This window comes from Vibrio sp. M60_M70, assembly GCF_037162085.1.
Lineage (GTDB): Bacteria > Pseudomonadota > Gammaproteobacteria > Enterobacterales > Vibrionaceae > Vibrio > Vibrio diabolicus.
The window spans coordinates 439728-461835 of the sequence record NZ_JARLUL010000001.1; the positions used below are offsets into that span (position 1 = coordinate 439728).

Genomic DNA, 22108 nt, shown 5'->3' on the forward strand with positions numbered 1-22108 from the left:
TGACTAAAAGATCGGCGATTTTGGTTACCTTTTTGTGACTAATCCCACTTTATATGCAGAAAGTTGCAAAAAAATAGCCTTCAATTCTGTAATTTTTTTTCTTTTCGGTGGCGAATTCTACCACTGAATGAATCCAATATCACTGTTTAAGAATTGTCTTAGGACAAGGTTTTATCGAGAAATATTAATTTTTTGGATCGAAATAAATGGACTTAAAAGTTTCGGTTTGACTATAATAAGTTTCACATCGAAACTTAAGTTCAAAACGTAAATGTCGAAACGAAACACTCAACTAAGAAGACACGCCATTTCTAACTTGGTTTCTGAGCTAGGAGAAGTCAGCGTTGACGAACTCGCTCAGAAATTCGAAACCTCAGAGGTCACGATTAGAAAGGATTTAGCTTCTTTAGAGAAAAATGGCCAACTTCTACGCCGCTACGGCGGTGCGATTGCTATCCCAACCGAAGTCATTCACGAAGAATTGAGCGCTAATGTTTCGACTCGAAAGCTAAACTTGGCAAAAGCAGCGGCATCACTGATTCGAGACCATAATCGCATCGTGATCGACAGTGGCAGTACGACGGCTGCGTTGATTCAACAGTTGAATGACAAACGTGGCTTAGTTGTCATGACCAACTCGTTGCATGTTGCTAACGCCCTTAATGAATTAGAGAGCGAACCAACACTGCTGATGACTGGTGGGACTTGGGATACGCACTCAGAATCTTTTCAAGGCAAAGTAGCCGAATCTGTATTACGAGCTTACGATTTTGACCAGCTATTTATCGGTGCGGATGGCATCGATCTCGAACGCGGCACCACAACATTTAATGAATTGGTTGGTTTGAGTAAGGTGATGGCGGAAGTGTCGCGCGAAGTGATCGTCATGATCGAATCGGAAAAAATCGGTCGTAAGATCCCGAATTTAGAGCTCGCTTGGCATCAAATTGATGTGCTAGTGACGGATGCTGATATTCAGCAAGAACACAAAATACAGATTGAACAACATGGCGTGAAAGTTATTTGCGCCTAATCTAATAATGTAATCAGTTTCATATTTCACTTCCCTCTGAATACAGGCCTTTGCTTGCTGCCTCTATCTGAAACATGGCTAGGGAAGAACAAAACTACAAACGGAGATAAACACATGTGTGGAATCGTAGGTGCAGTAGCACAACGAGATGTTGCAGAAATTTTGGTTGAAGGTCTACGCCGCTTAGAGTACCGCGGTTACGACTCTGCTGGCGTTGCTGTTGTTGATGGCGAGTCAAACCTAACGCGCGTTCGTCGCTTGGGTAAAGTGCAAGAACTGGCTGATGCAGTAGAAGAAGCAAAAGTGATCGGCGGAACGGGTATTGCACACACTCGCTGGGCGACGCACGGTGAACCATCTGAAGTTAATGCACACCCACATATGTCTGGCGATATTGCTGTTGTACATAACGGTATTATCGAAAACCACGAAGAGCTTCGTGAATTGCTTCAATCTCGTGGTTACGTGTTTGAATCTCAAACGGATACAGAAGTTATCGCACACATGGTTGAGTGGGAACTTCGCACTTCAGAAACGCTACTAGAAGCAGTACAAAAAACAGCAAAACAACTTGAAGGCGCATACGGCACGGTAGCGTTGGATCGCAAAGATCCTTCACGCATCGTAGTTGCACGTTCAGGCAGCCCGATCGTAATTGGTTTTGGTGTGGGTGAAAACTTCCTGGCTTCTGACCAACTTGCGCTACTGAATGTAACGCGCCGTTTCATGTACCTAGAAGAAGGTGATGTGGCAGAAATCACTCGCCGTGAAGTTACTGTCTTTGACGCAACGGGCGAGCTGGTTGAGCGTGAAATCGTAGAATCTAACGCAGAACATGATGCTGGCGATAAAGGCCAATACCGCCACTTCATGCAAAAAGAAATCTATGAGCAACCTAAAGCGTTGATCAACACAATGGAAGGCCGTATCACGGCAGACTCCGTTGTAACTGATGCGATCGGTGTGCATGCGGCTGACATTCTAAGCAAAGTAGAACACGTACAAATCGTTGCGTGTGGTACGTCTTACAACGCAGGTATGACAGCGCGTTACTGGTTTGAAGACATTGCTGGCGTGAGCTGTGATGTAGAAATTGCGTCTGAATTCCGTTACCGCAAGTTTGTGACTCGTCCAAACAGCCTATTGATCACGTTGTCTCAGTCTGGTGAAACCGCCGATACGCTAGCAGCACTTCGTCTCGCGAAAGAAAAAGGTTACATGGCGGCGATGACCATTTGTAACGTAGCAGGTTCTTCTTTGGTTCGTGAATCAGATTTTGCGTTCATGACTCGCGCTGGTGTTGAAATCGGTGTCGCTTCAACCAAAGCGTTCACGACTCAGCTTTCTGCACTATTGATGCTGGTTACGGCGTTAGGTAAAGAGCAAGGTCGCGTTAGCAAAGAGAAAGAAAAAGAGATTGTTGAAGCGCTACACGCACTTCCTAAGCAAATCAACGCGGCACTTTCTTTCGAGAAAGACATTGAAGCACTAGCGACGGATTTCGCAGACAAGCACCACACATTGTTCCTAGGTCGTGGTGAATTCTATCCAATCGCGATGGAAGCGTCTCTAAAATTGAAAGAGATCTCTTACATCCACGCAGAAGCTTACGCGGCGGGTGAACTGAAACATGGTCCTCTAGCGCTGATTGATGCTGACATGCCTGTTGTTGTGGTTGCACCAAGTAACGACCTACTTGAAAAGCTAAAATCAAACGTTGAAGAAGTACGTGCACGTGGCGGCCTTCTATACGTATTCGCAGATGCAGACGCAGGCTTCGAAGGCGATGAGACAATGAAGATCATCACGATGCCTCACGTTAGTGAAATCACGGCGGCGATCTACTACACCATCCCAATGCAGTTGCTGTCTTACTACGTAGCACTGATCAAAGGTACGGACGTAGACCAACCACGTAACCTAGCGAAAGCGGTAACGGTTGAGTAATTACGCTTAACAGCAAAAATCCCAAGCGGCACATGCGAGAGTATGTGCCGCTTTTTTTGTCTTATTCTAAGCGTAATGGAACGCTCAAGAGCCTTCGCCAGTAGGTTGCTTTCATGACAAAAATGTCATGTTGTTGAAAGGGTGGTGTCAGAGGCGGTGTTCAATAATGACCTCATTGAAAACAAGCACTCAAAGGTTAACAACATGAACGCAATCAAAACTGCTCTTTTTGTAACGGTAATGGCAATCACTAGCGCATCTGCATTCGCTCAACCACTTTTCACTGGTGGCAACTACGTGAGCCGCGAAGAGATGAAAACCATCTCAGTTACGCCGACAGCAACGTCAGATGAGGCTTATCAACAGGCACTGTCTGAACTCAATTCACTTAAAACCATGACGGCTCGTGAACTGAATAAAGAGCTCAATATCCTGACGTTTAATGTGAAGTCTCGCAGTACGCATTTAAAAGATGGTGGCTTCGTGACCGTGCAAGAACGCATGAATGAAGATGGTCAGTTGGAATATTTGGGCAAAGTGAATGTCAAAGTGCATTATGCCGAACGCGATAACAATCGATAATGGTTTGCCAATGGGGAAGAGTATGGTGTGGTTCACATCATGCTCTTTTTCGAGCTTTATACTGGGTTCTCATCCTCCCGCTAACACACTAGGTAAGTAAAGTTGAAAATATTGATCGTCGAAGATGAGCACAAAGCCGGAGAATATCTGCAAAAAGGTTTGATTGAATCTGGGTATGTGGTGGATTTAGTGCATGATGGGGTCGATGGGCTTTATCACGCTACCAGTGAAGAATATGACTTAATCCTCCTCGACATTATGTTGCCTAAACTCGATGGTTGGCAGGTGCTTAATACATTGCGCAGTAGTGGGATTCACACCCCAGTGATCATGCTGACAGCTAAGGAGCAAGTGGAAGATCGCGTGCGCGGTTTTGAGCTGGGTGCCAATGACTATGTGGTAAAACCTTACGCGTTTGCGGAGCTACTGGCGCGTGTTCAAAACGTATTTCGTCATCATATTGCCGCGCAAGTGGTCGCATCGCCGCAAACATTACGTGTGGCAGATTTAGAACTTGATATGATCAAACGCGTTGCCACGCGCGCGGGGCAGTCGATGTCGCTTACCGCCAAAGAATATGCCCTGCTTGAGTTGTTGATGCGCAAAACTGGCCAAGTGCTTTCACGTACCACCATTGCGTCGTTAGTGTGGGATATGAATTTTGACAGCGATACCAATGTGATTGATGTGGCGGTCAAACGTCTGCGTAGCAAAGTGGACAAACCGTTCGATAAACCACTGATTCACACTGTCAGAGGGATGGGCTACAAACTCGAAGAGAGTCGTGATGCCTAAGTTTTCGCTGCCTTTTTCCATGAAAAACAAGCTCGTGCTGATGTTTGTTAGCATGACGTTTGTTACCTATTTTTCTTTGGCTTTCATCCTACAGTACGCCATTGAGCGCCACTTTTATTCGCAAGATTTCAGCTATATTTCCAGTAAGTTCAATGCCATTGAGAACGAGTTAAAACGCTCGCCAGAGGATGTGTTCAAGCAAGCGAATAACAGTACGCTCTATATGTGGGTGTTTGAAGGCAAGCAGAACGTGTATCAGAATTCGAGCCTGACGATTCCTCAGAACCGAGCCTACAGCATTAGCTCACCTCAGGTCTTAAATCACGAGCGCGCCATCGAATGGAGTGAGGACTCGCTGAATATTCGCGCGTTTGCGTTTCAAGCTGGGGAGTATCAGGTGGTGCTCGGCATGAGTATCAATCACCATATTTTGTTTTTGGATAAGCTCGACTGGATTTTGTTTTGGGCGCTCGGTTTGGCGTTTGTGATTTCTTCCACGTTGAGCGGTTGGATGGTAAAACGTGGGTTGAAGCCGATTGTGGGATTGAATCAGCACATTCAACAGATATCACCAGAGCAAATGGGCATTCGTCTCGACCCCGATTCGTTGCCAATAGAACTGCGCGAGTTAGCCAACAAACACAACGCGATGCTCGATAGGTTGCAAACTGGTTTTCGCCGCTTGAGCGAGTTTTCTTCTGATATAGCACATGAGTTAAAAACGCCACTCACCAACATTACCACGCAAAATCAGGTCATTTTAGGTGCGTGTCGAACGCCTGAAGAGTATCAGGATGCGATTGCCTCAACGTTGGAAGAACTCAACCGCATCACGAAAACCATCAACGATTTGCTCTACATTGCCAAGGCCGAAAACAAGCTCATTCATCGCCATGACGAAGTGTTTGCGGTGCAGGAGGAAATCGACCGTTTGGTCGCGTATTTTGAAATATTGGCCGAAGATGCCGATGTGCAAATCGTGAGCTCAGGCGACGGTCAGCTCTATATGGACAAAAACATGTTTGAGCGTGCAGTGGGCAATTTGCTCTCCAACGCGATTCGTCATGCGTATGCTGATTCAACCATTGTGATTGACGTTCAAGAGGTTGATGAACAGGTTACGATATCGGTCAGCAACCAAGGTGATACCATTGCCGAGCAAAACTTACCGTACCTTTTCGACCGTTTTTATCGCGCAGATAAGTCTCGCCAACATGTAGGTAGCGTCGGTGCAGGGCTAGGTTTATCGATTACCCAATCTATCGTGCAAGCGTATGAAGGACAGATAAAAGTAACATCAGATAAAGACAAGACGCGGTTTGTTATGATGTTGCCATCGGCAGGTGTCAATGGAAGTGATAAGTCAGTTGAAGCATAAAAGGCAAGCCTTGGCTTGCCTTTGGAGACTTAAACTCGTTTGAAGTTATTTGGGTTATTGACCCAGTTGATGAGCGGTTAGAATTGCAGAGTAGACATTTTCTGCCGTCACTGGGAATGGCATATTGTGGATGGTTTCTCCCTCGGCCGTTGAAGCTTCGGCGACCTCGCGCAACTTATCGTGATTAAGCTCTTTAACGCCCATATCAAATAAGTTGGTTGGTAGACCTACAGATCGGCAGAAGACGAGAACCGTATTAATCTCTTCCATCGCTGCGTTTTCTAACACCAATTGAACAAGTGTGCCGAACGCGACTTTCTCACCATGATAGAGATGATGACACTCTTCAAGCTTAGTTAGGCCGTTATGAATAGCGTGAGCACCCGCTAGACCACTGCTTTCAAAACCGATACCGCTTAGGTATGTATTGGCTTCAATAATGTTTTCTACCGCTTTGGTGCTCACACCATTTTCTACCGCAGCTTTTGCTTTTACACCATCTTCAAGCAAGGTTTCATAGCAAAGTTTCGCAAGCGCTTGTGCTGAACGCGTCGCTAACCCACCAGCCATTGTTGCCTTACCAGAAGTCATGTTGGCACGAGCTTCAAAGTAGGTGGAAAGCGCGTCGCCCATCCCCGATACCAGTAGGCGAACTGGGGCTTTTGCGATGACTGATGTATCCATGATGACCATGTCTGGGTTTTTAGGGATCATCAAGTATTCCGCAAATTCACCTTCTGGTGTGTATATCACCGCAAGAGCTGAGGTTGGCGCATCCGTCGAGGCAATCGTAGGAACCACCACGACAGGAATTTTGGTGTAAAACGCAACGGCCTTTGCTGTATCTAACGTTTTACCGCCACCAATACCGACAATGACATCATGTTTTTGAGTCGCACAAATGTCCGTGATGCGTTCAATCTCAACGCGCGAACATTCGCCACCAAAAATGTTCATAGTGAGTGGAAGCTTTTCGTCAGCAAAGCTTTGTTTGACGTCATCACCAACCAGATTAGTCACGAACTCATCGGCAATTACTAACGGACGTTCACCTAATGTTTTCACATAGTGAGCGATAGATGTAAGTACTTGTTCACCTTGGACGTATTTGCTTGGGCTGATAATAATTTTGTCCATAATTCAAACCTTTAACCTTTTTATGTGTGTTTTGGACTGCAATGAATATCCATTGTAGGGATAAGGTTTATATTAGGTTTGGTGTGGTAGGTGGTGAAGGATATCTCTGGTTTTGTTCCATGCTTTTATGACCTCTGTGTCAAACCGACTGTCAGAAGTAATAAACATCAGCATGCTTTATGGCGACGATCACTATTCAAGCGAATCTGTCGTTTTTCGTTTCATATTGAAACGAAAATGCCGAAGTTGTTGTTTCAATATGAAACGGATTGATTTTTGTTGAGCACGTTTTTTCTCTGTTTAAGATGAATTCATACCCTACATAAAAATATAAATGGAATGAGATAGAACGATGAAAAAATTAATTAACCAAGTTGATGATGTTGTATTGCAGCAAATGGAAGGCCTGGCACTGTCCCGCCCTGAACTAAAAGCCAACTACGAACCTCGTTACATGTGGCATGAGGAAACGCCGGGGCAAGTGGCACTGGTTTCTGGTGGTGGCTGTGGTCATGAACCTTTGCACGCAGGCTTTATTGGTAAAGGTATGCTGACAGGCGCCTGTCCTGGTGAGGTGTTTACTTCACCAACGCCAGATCAAATGTACGAATGTGGTAACCAAGTGAATACCGGTGAGGGCGTGCTGTTTATCATTAAAAACTACACCGGTGATGTGTTGAACTTTGAAACGGCTGTGGAGCTGCTTCATACCGATGGTATCAAAGTTGGGTCGGTGTTGGTGGATGACGATGTTGCAGTCAAAGACAGCCTATACACCGCTGGTCGCCGTGGCGTTGCTGGAACGGTATTGGTTGAGAAGTTAGTTGGGGCTGCCGCGAACAAAGGCTATTCGTTGGAGCAATGTGAAGCACTGGCTCGTCGCGTTAATAATCACTGTCGTTCATTTGGCGTGGCGCTTAATGCTTGTGTTGTGCCAGCGGCGGGTAAACCATCTTTTGTTCTGCAAGATGATGAAGTGGAGTTTGGTGTTGGTATCCATGGTGAACCAGGTATCAAGCGAGTGAAATACACCGACGTCGATACGTTAGTGGATGAAATGTTTGCTGAAGTTGCTGAAAACACACCTTATCAGCGCACTTTGCGTATTTGGAATCGTGACGAAGGTGAATGGGATGAAGTGGAATCCAGCATTGAGCCTTTCGCCGCTGAACACGACTACATTGTGATGGTGAATGGTATGGGCGGTACGCCAACTTCAGAGCTTTACGGAGTGTACCGCCGTCTTGCTCATAACTGCGAGCAAGCAGGGTTCCGTATCGTGCGTAATATGGTTGGTAACTTCTGTACGTCACTCGATATGGAAGGCGTTTCAATTACGTTGCTGAAAGCAGATAAAGAGATGTTGGAGCTGTTTGATGCTCCTGTCGATACGGCAGCGATCAAGTGGTAACAGGGGGAGCAAACATGCAAATTGAAAAACAACATATCGTTCACTGGTTAGAGCTATGTGCAAAAACGTATCAAGAGAATCAAGATTTTCTGACCGGCCTTGATCGTGATATTGGTGACGCAGACCACGGTCTCAATATGAACCGAGGCTTTAAAAAAGTTGCTGAAAAACTGCCGCAATTTGCGGACCAAAATATCGGCAGCATTCTCAAGAATACGGGCATGACCTTGCTTTCTAGTGTCGGTGGGGCAAGTGGCCCGCTGTATGGAACGCTGTTTATTCGCACGGCCGCCGCTGTCGGAACTCGAGAGCAATTAACGTTTGAAGAGTTGGTGGATGCACTAAAAAGCGGTGTGGATGGCGTGGTGTCTCGTGGTAAAGCGGAACTGGGTGATAAAACCATGTGTGATGTTTGGTTACCCGTTTTAGTTAGCGTGAAGGCGTCGTTAGAAAATGGCATGAGCGCTGACCATTTATTGAATGAAATGGTTGAGCTAGCAGAAACGAACGCGGTTGCCACGATTGAAATGTTGGCGAAAAAAGGGCGAGCAAGCTATTTAGGTGAACGTAGTATTGGTCACCAAGACCCCGGCGCAACCTCTTCTTTGTTAATGATTAAAGCACTACAGCAGGCAATAGCAGGTAATTAAGATGGTGGGAATTGTAGTTGTATCTCATAGTCGTCGCCTTGCAGAAGGGGTGGCCGAACTTGCCACCCAAATGACGCAAGGCAAAGCCAAGCTTGCGATTGCGGCTGGGATTGATGACCCAGAGAACCCGATCGGAACTGATGCCATTGCCGTGATGGAAGCGATTGAGCAGGTACAAGATCAACAAGGGGTTGTTGTATTGATGGATCTTGGCAGCGCGTTGCTTAGCACGGAAATGGCTCTGGATCTGATTGATGATCATGTGAGGGAAAATGTCACCCTTATCTCGGCCCCTATTGTTGAAGGAACCATGGCGGCGTCGGTGGCTGCTGCCGCCGGACTACCTTTATCGACGGTAGTCGAAGAGGCACAGAATGCGTTAAGCGTAAAACGAGAGCACCTTGGTGATCAGCCACTAACATCCGCTGAGATAGCGCCAGTATCAGAGAACTTTGAGCAAGAGCGGACATTTGATTGGGTAGTGCAAAATCCGCATGGATTACATGCTCGTCCCGCTGCGGCCATTGTTGGTGCACTCGCGCCTTTTGACTGCCAATTATGGTTGAAAAAAGGTGAGCGCAGTGTGAACGCGAAGAGCTTAAACAGCATTGCGAAACTTGGCGTTCGTAGCCAAGAGACGATCACGCTGTGCGCATTCGGACCTCAATCTAGTGAAGCAATTCAGGCATTTGAAGCCTTAGCTCATGAGCACTTCGGAGAAAAAGAGGCGGTTGAGCAAGGCATTATCGAGCCTGAAGAGAGCACGGATACTCTGCTCGATGATATGGCCTCAAGTCAGATTGAAGGTGCTGTTGTTGGTATTCGAGTCAATGACGGTATCGCTACTGCTCCTGCTGTCCTTTTTACTCATGAAATGCCAGCTGTGCCTGAACGTGATTTCCAAAGTGAACAAGATGAAATTGAACGGGTTAAGCATGCGATAGGCGTGGTTGTTCAACATTTGCAGGAGCAAGCGAAGCAGCCGAAAGGGGAAATATTTTCTGCTCATAGCATGATGCTCAGTGACCCAGAGTTATGGGCATCGGTTGAGGCGCGAATTCAAACGGGCATGATAGCCGAGCAAGCTTGGATAGAATCACTGCAAACGTTGGCCGAAGAGTTTCGCCAGGCAGAAAGTCAGTACATGCGGGAGCGCGAAGCAGATGTGCATGATATCGCACGCCAAGTTATGGTCGAAATGACAGGCGTAACGCCTAATGCCATCGACATTCAGGAACCGAGTATTTTGTTGGCCCGCGACCTGATGCCTTCTGATGTGGCCGGGCTTGATAAATCGAAAGTGCTTGGTATCTGTTTGAGTGAGGGAGGGAAAACCTCTCACAGTGCGATTCTTGCTCGTGCGATGGGGATTCCTGCCATCGTTAAAGCTCAGGGCTGCCTTGATGCTGTGCGTGCTGGTCAAGTGGTGACTATTGATGGATTTCGAGGGCATTTATGGTTCTCTCCTTCAGATGCCATACAACAGGAATTAGAAGCTCAGCAAATTGAGTGGCAAAACTCCCGACAAAGTGCGCTAGCGAGTGCTCAGCAAGCCGCAGTCACCTGTGATGGCGTCCATATTCCAGTATTCGCCAATATTGGTGGACCGAAAGATATTGATGATGCACTAACATCAGGAGCTGAGGGGGTTGGTCTATTCCGGACTGAGTTTCTGTTTCAAAACAGTGATGAGTTGCCGACTGAGGAAGCGCAATACCAAGTGTATCGTGATATTGCCGCCGCACTTGGTGATAAGCCACTTACGATTCGTAGTCTAGACGTTGGCGGTGATAAGCCTTTAGCCGCTTACCCTATGCCATCGGAAGATAATCCATTTTTAGGTTTGAGAGGGGTGCGGTTGTGCCTTCAACATGAGTCATTGTTTACCGCCCAACTTCGAGCCATTCTGAGAGCTTTTCACGAGCAACCGAATATTCAATTGATGATACCGATGGTGGCTCAGGTTGAAGAAGTGAGAAAAGTAAAAGCGCTGTTGGCACATCAAGCAACCCAACTCGGCTTGGATGCGACTCATTTGCCTGTTGGTATTATGATTGAGGTACCAGCCGCGGTATTAAATGCAGATGCGTTAGCCCAAGAAGTCGACTTTTTCTCTATTGGCACCAATGATTTGACTCAATATGTTATGGCCGCCGATCGAGGCAACGCCGCCGTTGCCGAATTGGTGAACTACTTTGAACCATCGGTACTAAAAGCCATTGAACTCACGTGTGCAGCAGGCGATCGCGCGGGCATACCGGTCAGTATGTGTGGTGAGATGGCAGGCGATCCAAATGCCACAGAAACATTACTTCGTGTTGGGTTACGAAAATTCAGCGCCAGTGCGAGTTTGTTGCCGGGACTAAAAGCGCAGATTCGTCAGTTGTCTGTCGATGTTTAATCGATACCTTTATCGTTAGTACACGTATACCGGCGAGCTTACGCCGGTTTTACTTTTGAAGGAACGCCACTTCTTGGCTTAATACAGCTTCATTTGCTCCTGCAGCCCAAACTTATTAATTTTTCTCCATAAGGTCGTGCGGCCAATTTGCAATGCTTTCGCCATATCATGCATTTTGCCATCACACTGATTCCAAGCCTGAACGATAGCTCTTCTCTCGGCTTCTTCTAACGTGATTACTGGCGTATTTTCTGCGGTATGGCGAGAATTCAGTTTAATGTCTTCAGGAATATCGTTCAGCTTGATTAAGTTGGAACTGCGGTTCAGCAAAATTCGCTCAGTTCGGTTTCTTAATTCGGAGTTATTGCCTGACCAACGAAAATTCATCAACGCTTCCAGTGCGACTGGCTCTATCGAGATTGTGACATTGTGTCGGCGTTCATAATGGCTGATAAGCTGCTGGACGAGAAATTCAATGTCTTCTTTACGCTTTCGTAGTGGTGGAATATGCAGCTCGTTCGAGGAGATTTCATAATAAAGTTGCCGACCAAATGAGCGCTGAGTGACATACTCGCTGATCTCTGAAGCGGTGCTCGTAATAAGTTGAAAGTCTACGGGGATTAATCGCAAACTGTCGCTGCGGCTGACGAGCCCAGTTTTTAACAACTTAAGTAGCACGGCTTGTAAATCGGGCGACAGATATTCCACCTTTTCCAAAAAGAGCGTACCGCCATGGGCGAGTTCAAACTTAGAGGGCATGCCTTGTCCCTCGTCGTATCCCAGGGTTTCTTTGACCAGTTGCTCTGTATTGATGGAGCGGCAGTTGAGCGTAATGAACGGCCCTTCTTTGTAGGTGCTTTCGTTATGAATCGCCATGGCGAGAGTGGCTTTTCCTACACCTTCTTCACCTGTAATTAGAATCGGTGATTTGGACTTTATGGCCCGTTTTGCCACGGTAATGACATGCTTCATTTTTCGTGAAATAACAGGCAAAGTACTGAACGTATAGCGCGCACTGCCACCTATTTGTTGTTGAGCAAGTTCGCGAATTTTATCGATAGGGTGCAAAAACAATAAGTGTGTGCCGTCGTTGAGTGGACGCAAGGTAATGATTGCCTCAACAAACTCTCCACGAACCTCTACCGTTGTGAGTTTTCGGTTGATGCTTGCACCCGACTCAATACTATTGAGGACATTTGGCGGGAAACGTAAAACCGAAAAGACTTCTTTATCCAAGACCTGACTGGCTTCAATGTTTAACAAGCGCTCTGATTGGTGATTTACCATGGTGATACGGCTTTCTTCATCCCAGGCCAGAAGGCCGTCATCCATGCATTCTAACGTTGCGTTGTGCGCACAAGTGAGGCGGTTAATGTTTTCTTGTTCCGACTGAATATGGATTTGCAAACTGACTTCTTTCGCGCTCGACGCGATGATGACCAAGTTTTCTTTCTTATAGCTCTCTGCTTTTTTGAGAAGGCATGTTGTGCCGCGTAACTTGCCAAATTGGTCGAAAACAGGTGCTGCTACAGAGGCATAAGAATGTAAGTGGCGATTGAAATGTTCTGCTGCGAATACTTCACACGGGATATGAGTACTAATACAAAGATTGACCGCATTTGTGCCAATTTTTCCTTCAGATAGAAAACAGCCTTGTTTAATGCCTAGTACCTGCATCTCTTGTTGCATTGAGTCATGTCCCACAACGGAAAGAACGCAGCCGTTGCCATCAGTTACCATCAATAGCAGGTCTTCGTCTCCTAGCATGTCGTAAGTGTCTTCAAGTACTGTCGTGGCGCATTCGATGAGGTGCTCGTTGCGTTTCATCAGAGATGAGAAGGTAAAGCCAGAGGCAATATGTGGTTTTGACCAGGTATAAGGGCTGCATTGCTTTATGCAACGCTCCCACGACTCAAGTACGGGAGTGCGGGAAAATTCTGGAGATACCCAATGGTGTTTCTGGAAAAACTCCCATTTGGTTTTAGTGTCTTCGATTGAAAGCATGCCATACCGTTTCAATACCAGCGATAGATTGGTCTGATATTACAGAGACATACGAATATGGACTGTGATGGCTTTCACGCACGTCATACAGAAAGGATACGTAGAGAAAAGAGGCTAGTAGATAAGGCGTTCCTTGCCGGAGGTTGGGTTAAAAAGGGCTGTCCTTGCCCAGTTCATTGCAAATTTCGACAATGGCGAGCGAGAGACCTGATTTTATTATTTGTTGCTGGCGTTGAAGTTGGAGTTGATAAAACTCAAGGTCGATGTCGTCATCAGGTTCGTTGACTTCTAATTGCACCATGCCCATTTTCTTTACCAGATGCAGCTTTTTGATTGGCTCTAGAATATTTGGATCAGTGAACTCGTAGTCCGATGCATCGCTATTGAGTCGGTTTTTAAGCTTAATGATGTCTTCAATATCATGATAAATATCGTCTGGGAGTACGCCTAAGCCAAATAGGAGTTTCAAACGAACGGAGAGATCGCCCAGCGGTCCGGAGTCTTGCAGTAGGGGACCAACAACCGATTGCACGGCGAAGTTATCTTTACGAAAGATCCTTTGTATTAGCCCGTCGATGGAATCGTTGAACACATCGACTGCTGCAATAAAGAAGCCTCGTACCGATGGCGCGCTGTTTAATCGTTCAATGATCTCGGTTTCGTTGATGTTATCTGCCATATACTGAGTAACTGTTTAAAATTATATTTATGGGGAGCAGAGCTCCCTTGATTCGATTAAAGCTGGTGGTAAATCACTTCGATTTGAGCCACTTCAACACTGTCTTCAGCCAGGCCAGTGTACGTTGCTAGCGTTTTCTTTACGCCCACGGCTTTTAATGAGGTTTGTAGTTCCACCGCTTGTGGGTCGGTGTCGTTGGTGTATTTCAACGCTGCCGCGATCCCTTTCAAAAGTGTTTGATTTTCAGTGCCATACTCGATTGTACCGAGTAATGGCTTCACTAATCTATCATTTGCACCCAATTTACGAATTGGTTGGCGACCAACACGATCAACTTCATCAACTAAATAAGGGTTGGCAAAGCGACCTAGGATCTTTTCGATGTAAGCGTTGTGCATGTCGCGGTCAAAACCGTAGCGTTTGATCAGTACTTCTCCACTTTCTTGCATTGCTTGTTTTACTTCTGCGTGAATGCTTGGGTTTTCAATTGCTTCGCGAATAGTGCGATGTCCTTTCAAGCAACCTAAGTAAGCGGTAATGCAGTGACCCGTATTTAGGGTGAACAGCTTACGCTCGACAAACGCCATTAGATTGTTGGTTCTTTCCATGCCAGCGATATCAGGGATTTCACCTTTGAATTGCTGTTCATCCACAATCCATTCACTAAAACTCTCTACCGTGACTTCTAGTGGGTCATCGTTCGCGGCTTCTGCTGGTGGTACGATGCGGTCCACTGCGGAGTCGACGAAGCCAACTAGCTCGTCTGCTTTCGCGTGTAATGATTCATCCAAATGTTTGTACACTTCACCTTTTAGGTGAGTCGTGCCACGAACCATGTTTTCGCACGCGATGATGTTCAACGGTTTTTCGTTGCCTGCCGCAAAGCGCTTTGCAATGCCGGTCGCGATGGTTTTTGCAATGATGTCCAGTACGTTGGGACCTACGGCAGTTGTTACCAAGTCAGTTTTTACAATGCGATCGATGACATCTTCGCTGGCGGAGTTAACAGCGGTGACGTGGGTAACGGTGTCAATCTGGCATTCCGTACCGACCACTTTTACTTTGTATTCTTGTTTGTGGCTAAGTTGATCAACCAGTGGAGCATCAACGTCTGCAAATGTGACCTCGACTTCTGCATCTGCCAATAGTTTTCCGATGAAGCCACGACCAATGTTACCTGCGCCAAAATGAACTGCGTTTTTCATAATTCTTACCTACCAATGTCTGAAATGTTGACTAAAACGAATCTAGGGTGAGGCCAACCGCATAGGGGGTGACAGCTGACCTCGGTTTGCTCAGGAGCAAATTAAAAGGAGTGATTAAGCCGCTTGCTGACCACCAAGGATGTTCAGAATCTCTTCTACATCGTTGGTGCTAGTTAGCTTCTCAATTGCCTCCGGCTCATCGAGCGCGTTTGTAATGGTGGTAATCACCTGGATGTGCTCATCGTTCTTAGCGGCAATGCCGATAACCAGTTTTGCTACATCATCGTCGTCTTCAGTAAATTGGATACCCGCAGGGTATTGGCAGATTACAATGCCTGTTTTCTTCACGCGGTCTTTCGCTTCTACGGTACCGTGAGGTACTGCGATAGATTCGCCTAGGTAAGTTGGAACCAACGCTTCACGTTCAAACATCGCGTCTACGTATTCTGGTTCTGCGTAGCCAAGTTCAACCAATTTGTTGCCTGCAAAGCGAATGGCTTCTTCTTTGTTGGCTGCTTTCAAACCTAGGTGAATGTTCTCACGTTGAATTTGGAATACAGATGGTTGCTGTGGCTCAAAGCTGTCGTCGTTCGCCGCCATTACCGACACTTTTACCATTTGGTCGTCATTGGCTGCGGATTGGTTTTGTGCTGCTAGTAGTTTGGTGACTAGCTGGTTGTACATTTCGCTGTCTAGGAAGTTCGTCAATGAAATGTGGTGTGCGTTCGGAGCATGCTTACGTGCACGATCCGTTAAGTCTTTATGAGTAATCACGATATCTGCACTCTCTGGTAAGCTGTTAATAGCGAGGTTGGTTACATGGATGTTCAGACCGGCGTCTTGAACCTTTTTGCGCAGCATGCTTGCACCCATTGCGCTTGAACCCATGCCCGCATCGCAAGCGACAATGATGCTTTGTACTGTCGCTAGGTCTACGTCACCTTTGCTTTGGCTGTTTACCACCGCATCGTTTTTAGATGCAGATTTCATGTCTTTCATTTGTGATGTTGCTTTCTCTAGTGCAGCTTCATCACCGTCTTCTTCTGTTGACGTTTGCGTCTTCATTAGTAGTGCCGCTACTGCGAATGACACACCTGTTGCTGCTGCGATAGATGCGAGTACACCTACGATTGAACCTTTCTGAGTCATCAACAAGATAGCGAAGATTGAACCTGGTGATGCTGGAGAAACGATACCTGCGTTAAACATTGTTAGAACGAATACGCCAGTCATACCACCTGCAATAGCTGCTAGGATTAGGCGAGGGTTCATTAAAATGTATGGGAAGTAAATTTCGTGGATACCGCCGAAGAAGTGGATGATTGATGCACCACCGGCAGTTTGACGAGCCGTTCCTTTACCAAACACCATGTAAGCCAGCAAGATACCTAGACCAGGACCTGGGTTCGCTTCGATTAGGAAGAAGATAGATTGACCTGTCTCAGACGCTTGTTGGATACCTAGTGGAGAGAAGATACCGTGGTTGATCGCGTTGTTTAGGAACAGGATCTTCGCAGGTTCAACGAAGATTGAAGTCAGTGGTAACAGGTGAGCAGATACTAGGAAGTTAACGCCAGCTGCTAAGCCACCAGATAGAATTTTTACGAATGGACCGATAAAGATAAAAGCAAGAATCGCACATAGCATGCCGATGATGCCTGCTGAGAAGTTGTTAACCAACATCTCAAAGCCACTTTTTACTTTACCGTCGATGTAGTTATCGAATTTTTTGATCGCCCAGCCACCCATCGGACCGACCATCATTGCACCCATAAACATTGGGATGTCTGTACCGACAATCACACCCATTGTTGTGATTGCGCCGACTACCGCACCGCGATCGCCACCGACTAATTTACCACCGGTATAACCGATAAGCAGTGGTAGCAAGTAGGTAATCATAGGACCAACCATAGAGGCTAACGTTTCGTTAGGTAGCCATCCAGTTGGGATGAATAGAGCAGTGATAAAGCCCCACGCGATAAACGCGCCGATGTTTGGCATTACCATGTTTGACAGAAAACGACCAAAATTTTGTATCTTGATCTTGGCATCTGGTGATATCATAACAATTCCCCGTTCGATGTTCTGATGAATATGTTGTCGTAAACGGTTCGCCAAAACCGCTTGTTTGATTGCTTAGTACCCAATCAATTTACCACACATTTTCCAATTGGAACTGACGACGGGTTTTTCGTGATCAACCCCCGCATTTCTTCGGATGAAAAGCATTTTTTAAGTGATGATGATCAATTAATTGATATGTAACTTAATAACAAAAAATGACTTTCAAATCTGTCAATAAAAATATTAGTGATCAATTCGATCTTCTGACAAATATAAAATCAAAATTCATTGTGATTAAAATCACCTTTAATTTCTTTTTCAATTCAAATTAAATGCTCGAAATGATCAATATCACATTTTGTTTGACGTCAGGTTTGATTGAAAATGTGATATATGACCATTTTGAGGTTTTGTGAAAGTTTATAACGTGAACGTTTGTGCGATGTTGGCGTTTTGTGGATTAAAGCTTGAGATGACTGGCCTTTTTGCGATGAGTTTAACTAAACACTTTGTTTTTAATGTCTTATGGGTAAATAACGCATCACGCTGCTCGCGTTGTGTTGTTTAGAGCGATTTTGAGCAGCGCGATATCTCCTACGTTTTTAGACGACGCTTAATTGTTCATAGCTAAATACTCGCGCGCGTTTCCACTGCCCATGTAACGTGCAAGCGTTTTCTCAGGCACATCGCGTAAATCCACCATAATCAATCCATCCAGTGCGTTGTTAAACGCCGGATCGACGTTAAAACACACCAACTTACCATTCAAACTCAAATATTGGCGTAGTAATACCGGAACGCCTTTACCTTCGTCAATTCGAGCGATCACGCGAGATAGCAACTGTAAATCTCCTAATGCGGTTAGCATGCTGGTATTCCAGTTTAAGTTGGTTTCTGGCAGTGGATTTGACGGAGTGACGTATTCGGCGCAGTCGTTGTCGTAGTGGTGTAGGGTCATCGATTGTGCCAGCAACTGACGCGCGGTATGGCTGTAATCGTTGCTGATGCTCACTGGGCCAAACAAGTGCGTGTATTCGGGATGTTGATGGACAAAAGTAGCTATGCCTTTCCAGAGTAAGAGTAGGGCACTCATGCTTTTTTGATATTGCTCGGCAATCACAGAACGACCCATTTCAATCGACTTGCCCATTTGATCGAGAAAGCCTTGGTCATAGTTGAACAAGGTGCGCGAATACAATCCCTCTACGCCATATTTCGCCAATAATTGATCAACTAATCCAAGACGGTAAGCACCTACCATGCATTGGTTCTCACGATCCCACACAAATAGGTGCAGGTAATCATGATCGAAATGATCGATGTCTATCGCTTGTCCGGTCCCTTCGCCAACTTCACGGAAATTATGTTCTCGCAAGCGGCCAATTTCATGCAGGAGAGATGGGATCTGCTGCGCACTGGCGCAATATACGTCGAACTCGCCACTTTGAAGCAATTGGGTTTCTGACGGTAAGCTGTGCAGCTCTTCAAGCAATTGGCCTATGGGTAACCCTGCCGCAATAGGTAAGAGAGCATTGTCTGAGACCATTTGCTGAGTGGCACTTACATCGCGGTTAAGCAGGTAGGTGTTAAGCCTCAGATAATTGACGATCTGATCATCATTGAGGTTATTGAGTTCTTTAAACTTGATTGCTTGCCCAAAGGACAACTCAATGGTTTTTGCGCTCTTGTTGAGCAGCTCTCTTCCTAACATCAAGGTGCGTAAAAGAGGGTGGATTTTACCTGCCATGTAGAAGCGTTTTGAGTTCTGCCCACGAATGAAGACGGGAACAGTGGCGGCTTTGTTCTTACGAATTAACGCACTGACACTGCGGCTCCATTCTTTGTCTTCTAAACGCTCTTGTTTGGCATCCACCAACTGCGACACTTCACCCGCAGGGAAAACCAATAACAAGCCGCCATTCGCAAGGTGTTTGTTGGCTGCTCTGAGGGCCTTCATATTCGATTTGACGGCGTCTTTGCCTTCGAATACGTCGACACCAATAAAAAGTTGGTCGAGCTCTGGTACGGTTTTTAGGTACTGATTCGCTAAAATTTGGATATCGTCTCGTATCATCAATAGTAGCTCGGCGAGAATCACGCCTTCAACACAACCGAGAGGGTGATTCGCCACAATGACGGTTGCGCCTTGCTTTGGCACTGCGTCGAGCGAACCATGGGCAATGCGATAGTCGATCCCCAAAATATCCAGCGTAAATCGCAAGAAAGTTTTGGTATCCGCATTCACGGGGCGTTGGGCGTAGAATTTATCGAGCTGACTTAAACCCGTTGCCCATTCTGCAACGTTTTCACCAATGCCGAACGGCGTTTTACGAGGGAGACGAAAAGGGGTTGAACTATCCATATTTACCTCAGCGTACAAGTGGCTGATCGGATAGTAGAAATTACAGATGACAGTTCAGAGGCAAATCCATGAGCCTTTGGTGACAAACTGGTGAAGCTTTGTTGACCAAAGGCGAAGGGGATAGGAACGCCTTAGCGTTACGTTTTGTCGCCAGCAAACATCAGGATACTCAGAGAGTTGAGCGTTTCACCGAGACTTTCTAGTGAGCTCAAGACCTGTTTGGTCGGCTCATTGTCTAGCAGAATGCGACCATCAAAGCGTTTCCCTTCGTATTGCTCTTCATCGCACATACCCGCTTGGGGTTCTTGTGTTGAGTTGTCATCCATTACTAAGTCGTCAGTACTCAAACAAGCCGTTGAGACAAATAATCCGCTCAGAACTACCAGCCATTTTATTTTCAACATAATCTTAAAACTCACAATAAAACACCGTTCAATTGTAATTTATTCTATTCACCATTTCGAACGATATGACAAAAACTTGGCTTTAGGTCGCCATTTTCTGGCCATAGTTGAGCTATGTTATCGATACGACGAATTGTTACTTTTGGCGAAATTAGGAGGATGAATGGAGAAGATTTCCAATAGAGCGTCAATATGGCTCGGGCTGTGTCTGATAATTGGTTTAGGAGTATTGGGCTTTTTTATTCAGCAAACGGCAGTCAAATACAAAGCCTATGAGCGAGTGGTAACGGTGAAGGGATTGTCTGAACGAGAGTACTCTGCCGATACAGTGATCTGGCCAATTCAGTTCACCTTAGCGAGTAATGATATGGGGGCTATGTTTGATGACATCGATCAGCAAACGCGTTTGATTCTGGATTTCTTAAGTGCCAAAGGGCTCCCTGAAACCAGCGTTTCCCTTTCTTCTCCTGCTGTCATTGACCGAAAAGCACAGCAATACGGGAGTGAGCAAGATATCGAGTTTCGTTATTTAGCCTCGCGGACCGTTACGGTTTATAGTCAAAGTGTCGATGTGGTTCGAGCGGCAATTAATGAGATTGGTGAGCTAGGAAAACAAGGCGTACTGCTGAATCAGGACCCGTACGCGAACCGCATTGAGTACAGCTTTACTAAGCTGAATGATGTAAAGCCAGACATGATCGAAGAGGCGACGAAAAACGCCCGCGAAGTGGCGCAAAAGTTTGCGAAAGACTCACAGAGTTCACTGGGTAAGATCAAACGTGCCACGCAAGGGCAGTTCTCGATTTATGACCGAGATAGCAACACGCCTTACATTAAGAAAGTACGAGTGGTCTCAACCGTTCAGTATTACTTATCGGATTAAAATAATAGTCAAAAAGCCGCTCATCGTGTGAGCGGCTTTCGATAAGATGAGAGCTATAGGATAGGATTAATATCTTGCTCTGTATGCTCACCTTCGACCACATCAACAGGTGTGTAATGTTGATAAATCAGGAAGCCATCTTCTGATGTTTCATGGTTATCTGGTGTATCAACATACGCGGTACAGGTGTACCCAATACTGTAGGTGCCTGGGCCGATGTAACCAAACTCGTAGCTGTAGGTTGTATTACCTTCTTCGTCTTGCGATTCATTCACGTTAGCTACTGCAACTGGCGCTTGGAGTGGTTCCATCGCGCCCATATCGCCCATGGTTGAGCGATCCATCGAACCTGCGTAAAGATAGACTGAGTGAACGGCAGGAACGTCATTTATTGCATTTGATGCTGCACTGTCTGCTTCACACGCTTGATACTGAATTTCGCTGACTTCACCACCGATATGACCTGATTCTGATGCGTTTACTAAGCTTACCGCATTAGAGTTCATGTTCATGTAATCTTTGCCCGTTGGATCTGCCAGACCTTTACGCAAATCAAACTCGACAACATAGCTATTATGACCAGTATGAACTTTTACATACTGACCTTTTTGCGAAAACTTCAAGCGACCTTGATCGCTCGTATCTGGTTTAAAACCAAAACAGCTGCCTCGGCTAGGCACAACTAAGCCTTTGATGTTGCCGTCTGTCTTCTCTACGTATGACAGCGTTGTATCGTTTAATTGTTTGCCGTCTTTAGCGTACACACACATAGCATAATCACCAGGAGCGATGTCTTGCTCGCTAATGATCGTTTTAGCGTTACTTCCCTGATATTCCATTAGATCAACTTGGTGTAGTGCTCCATTGTCACTAACATCTAACAGAATATGTTCTCCAGTTTGTTCTCCAGTTTCTGGGTCAAATGGTACAAGGACAACATCTTTAAACGCTAAGACGACTTTGTTGGCATCGTCGACAGGCGCATCGGAAACGCTGAGAGAAAAAGTGGCTGCTTCTGTATCGGATGAAGAGTCGTCGCTACCACAGCCCGTCAATAAAAGACCACCTGAGATAGCAAGTAAAGGATAAGTATATTTTTTCATTATGACCTCTTGTTTACACTGCTGATAAATGTAAAAGGCTAGTCTCAAAGTCGAGAAATGATGTCAT

Annotated in this window: 17 protein-coding genes; 9 read left to right on the plus strand and 8 right to left on the minus strand. The window is 45.9% G+C overall.

Features of this window, described 5'->3' with window-relative positions; genetic code table 11:
• The first annotated feature begins 271 nt into the window (after positions 1-271).
• The 5 genes from P4S59_RS02175 (at position 272) to P4S59_RS02195 (ending at position 5735) form a co-directional block, all read left to right on the plus strand.
• Positions 272-1033 (plus strand): DeoR/GlpR family DNA-binding transcription regulator, encoded by a 762-nt coding sequence (locus P4S59_RS02175; protein ID WP_005392240.1) that lies wholly within the window; start codon positions 272-274, stop codon positions 1031-1033.
• 114 nt (positions 1034-1147) lie between these two features.
• Entirely contained in the window at positions 1148-2980 is a 1833-nt protein-coding gene (gene glmS, locus P4S59_RS02180) for a glutamine--fructose-6-phosphate transaminase (isomerizing) (protein ID WP_005392238.1), read from the plus strand.
• 204 nt (positions 2981-3184) lie between these two features.
• A complete protein-coding gene (locus tag P4S59_RS02185; RefSeq protein WP_031815906.1) occupies positions 3185-3562 on the plus strand; it encodes a DUF3316 domain-containing protein in 378 nt (125 codons plus the stop codon).
• Between the two features lie 102 nt (positions 3563-3664).
• Positions 3665-4357: a heavy metal response regulator transcription factor gene (locus P4S59_RS02190; protein ID WP_005487426.1), complete on the plus strand. Its 693-nt coding sequence runs from the start codon at positions 3665-3667 to the stop codon at positions 4355-4357.
• Positions 4350-5735, plus strand: coding sequence for a heavy metal sensor histidine kinase (locus P4S59_RS02195; RefSeq protein WP_337167930.1), 1386 nt, complete (start codon positions 4350-4352; stop codon positions 5733-5735). The genes P4S59_RS02190 and P4S59_RS02195 overlap by 8 nt, the downstream gene beginning before the upstream one ends.
• Before the next feature lie 54 nt (positions 5736-5789).
• On the opposite strand, the gene P4S59_RS02200 is transcribed toward P4S59_RS02195, so the two are convergent.
• A complete protein-coding gene (locus tag P4S59_RS02200) occupies positions 5790-6872 on the minus strand; it encodes a glycerol dehydrogenase (RefSeq protein ID WP_337167931.1) in 1083 nt (360 codons plus the stop codon).
• Between the two features lie 352 nt (positions 6873-7224).
• Between P4S59_RS02200 and dhaK the strand changes: the two genes are divergently transcribed.
• Genes dhaK through ptsP form a run of 3 tightly spaced genes read left to right on the plus strand, consistent with a single transcriptional unit; the run spans position 7225 to position 11334 of the window.
• Positions 7225-8283, plus strand: coding sequence for a dihydroxyacetone kinase subunit DhaK (gene dhaK / locus P4S59_RS02205; protein ID WP_031854725.1), 1059 nt, complete (start codon positions 7225-7227; stop codon positions 8281-8283).
• A 14-nt stretch (positions 8284-8297) separates the two neighbouring features.
• Positions 8298-8933: a dihydroxyacetone kinase subunit DhaL gene (gene dhaL, locus P4S59_RS02210; protein ID WP_337167932.1), complete on the plus strand. Its 636-nt coding sequence runs from the start codon at positions 8298-8300 to the stop codon at positions 8931-8933.
• A 1-nt stretch (position 8934) separates the two neighbouring features.
• Positions 8935-11334, plus strand: coding sequence for a phosphoenolpyruvate--protein phosphotransferase (ptsP, locus tag P4S59_RS02215; RefSeq protein ID WP_337167933.1), 2400 nt, complete (start codon positions 8935-8937; stop codon positions 11332-11334).
• Between the two features lie 78 nt (positions 11335-11412).
• Here ptsP and dhaR read toward each other — a convergent pair whose 3' ends face one another.
• From dhaR to P4S59_RS02245, 6 genes are all read right to left on the minus strand, one after another.
• Positions 11413-13338, minus strand: a complete 1926-nt coding sequence (dhaR, locus tag P4S59_RS02220) for a dihydroxyacetone kinase operon transcriptional regulator DhaR (RefSeq protein ID WP_114323117.1) — start codon at positions 13336-13338, stop codon at positions 11413-11415.
• A gap of 148 nt (positions 13339-13486) precedes the next feature.
• A complete protein-coding gene (locus tag P4S59_RS02225) occupies positions 13487-14017 on the minus strand; it encodes an MltR family transcriptional regulator (RefSeq protein ID WP_012841150.1) in 531 nt (176 codons plus the stop codon).
• 56 nt (positions 14018-14073) lie between these two features.
• Positions 14074-15222 (minus strand): mannitol-1-phosphate 5-dehydrogenase, encoded by a 1149-nt coding sequence (locus tag P4S59_RS02230; RefSeq protein ID WP_243194429.1) that lies wholly within the window; start codon positions 15220-15222, stop codon positions 14074-14076.
• Positions 15223-15336: 114 nt separating this feature from the next.
• Positions 15337-17289 (minus strand): PTS mannitol transporter subunit IICBA, encoded by a 1953-nt coding sequence (locus P4S59_RS02235; RefSeq protein ID WP_009698834.1) that lies wholly within the window; start codon positions 17287-17289, stop codon positions 15337-15339.
• A 613-nt stretch (positions 17290-17902) separates the two neighbouring features.
• A complete protein-coding gene (locus P4S59_RS02240) occupies positions 17903-19651 on the minus strand; it encodes a lysophospholipid acyltransferase family protein (RefSeq protein ID WP_337167934.1) in 1749 nt (582 codons plus the stop codon).
• 137 nt (positions 19652-19788) lie between these two features.
• The gene (locus P4S59_RS02245) at positions 19789-20055 is read right to left on the minus strand and encodes a hypothetical protein (RefSeq protein ID WP_337168630.1); all 267 of its coding nucleotides are present in this window, start codon (positions 20053-20055) and stop codon (positions 19789-19791) included.
• A gap of 163 nt (positions 20056-20218) precedes the next feature.
• On the opposite strand from P4S59_RS02245, the gene P4S59_RS02250 reads away from it, so the two are divergent.
• Positions 20219-20938, plus strand: a complete 720-nt coding sequence (locus tag P4S59_RS02250) for an SIMPL domain-containing protein (protein ID WP_006742751.1) — start codon at positions 20219-20221, stop codon at positions 20936-20938.
• Positions 20939-20991: 53 nt separating this feature from the next.
• Here the strand turns inward: P4S59_RS02250 and P4S59_RS02255 are convergent, their stop codons facing one another.
• Positions 20992-22041 (minus strand): DUF4382 domain-containing protein, encoded by a 1050-nt coding sequence (locus P4S59_RS02255; protein WP_065644976.1) that lies wholly within the window; start codon positions 22039-22041, stop codon positions 20992-20994.
• Between the last annotated feature and the right edge of the window lie 67 nt (positions 22042-22108).

Excerpts from the sequence above, each read along its gene's own strand:
- P4S59_RS02175 (WP_005392240.1), top strand. The coding sequence starts at position 272 with ATGTCGAAACGAAACACTCAACTAAGAAGACACGCCATTTCTAACTTG.
- glmS (WP_005392238.1), top strand. The coding sequence starts at position 1,148 with ATGTGTGGAATCGTAGGTGCAGTAGCACAACGAGATGTTGCAGAAATT.
- P4S59_RS02185 (WP_031815906.1), top strand. The coding sequence starts at position 3,185 with ATGAACGCAATCAAAACTGCTCTTTTTGTAACGGTAATGGCAATCACT.
- P4S59_RS02195 (WP_337167930.1), top strand. The coding sequence starts at position 4,350 with ATGCCTAAGTTTTCGCTGCCTTTTTCCATGAAAAACAAGCTCGTGCTG.
- P4S59_RS02200 (WP_337167931.1), bottom strand. The coding sequence starts at position 6,872 with ATGGACAAAATTATTATCAGCCCAAGCAAATACGTCCAAGGTGAACAA.
- dhaK (WP_031854725.1), top strand. The coding sequence starts at position 7,225 with ATGAAAAAATTAATTAACCAAGTTGATGATGTTGTATTGCAGCAAATG.
- dhaL (WP_337167932.1), top strand. The coding sequence starts at position 8,298 with ATGCAAATTGAAAAACAACATATCGTTCACTGGTTAGAGCTATGTGCA.
- ptsP (WP_337167933.1), top strand. The coding sequence starts at position 8,935 with ATGGTGGGAATTGTAGTTGTATCTCATAGTCGTCGCCTTGCAGAAGGG.
- dhaR (WP_114323117.1), bottom strand. The coding sequence starts at position 13,338 with ATGCTTTCAATCGAAGACACTAAAACCAAATGGGAGTTTTTCCAGAAA.
- P4S59_RS02225 (WP_012841150.1), bottom strand. The coding sequence starts at position 14,017 with ATGGCAGATAACATCAACGAAACCGAGATCATTGAACGATTAAACAGC.
- P4S59_RS02230 (WP_243194429.1), bottom strand. The coding sequence starts at position 15,222 with ATGAAAAACGCAGTTCATTTTGGCGCAGGTAACATTGGTCGTGGCTTC.
- P4S59_RS02235 (WP_009698834.1), bottom strand. The coding sequence starts at position 17,289 with ATGATATCACCAGATGCCAAGATCAAGATACAAAATTTTGGTCGTTTT.
- P4S59_RS02240 (WP_337167934.1), bottom strand. The coding sequence starts at position 19,651 with ATGGATAGTTCAACCCCTTTTCGTCTCCCTCGTAAAACGCCGTTCGGC.
- P4S59_RS02245 (WP_337168630.1), bottom strand. The coding sequence starts at position 20,055 with ATGTTGAAAATAAAATGGCTGGTAGTTCTGAGCGGATTATTTGTCTCA.
- P4S59_RS02250 (WP_006742751.1), top strand. The coding sequence starts at position 20,219 with ATGGAGAAGATTTCCAATAGAGCGTCAATATGGCTCGGGCTGTGTCTG.
- P4S59_RS02255 (WP_065644976.1), bottom strand. The coding sequence starts at position 22,041 with ATGAAAAAATATACTTATCCTTTACTTGCTATCTCAGGTGGTCTTTTA.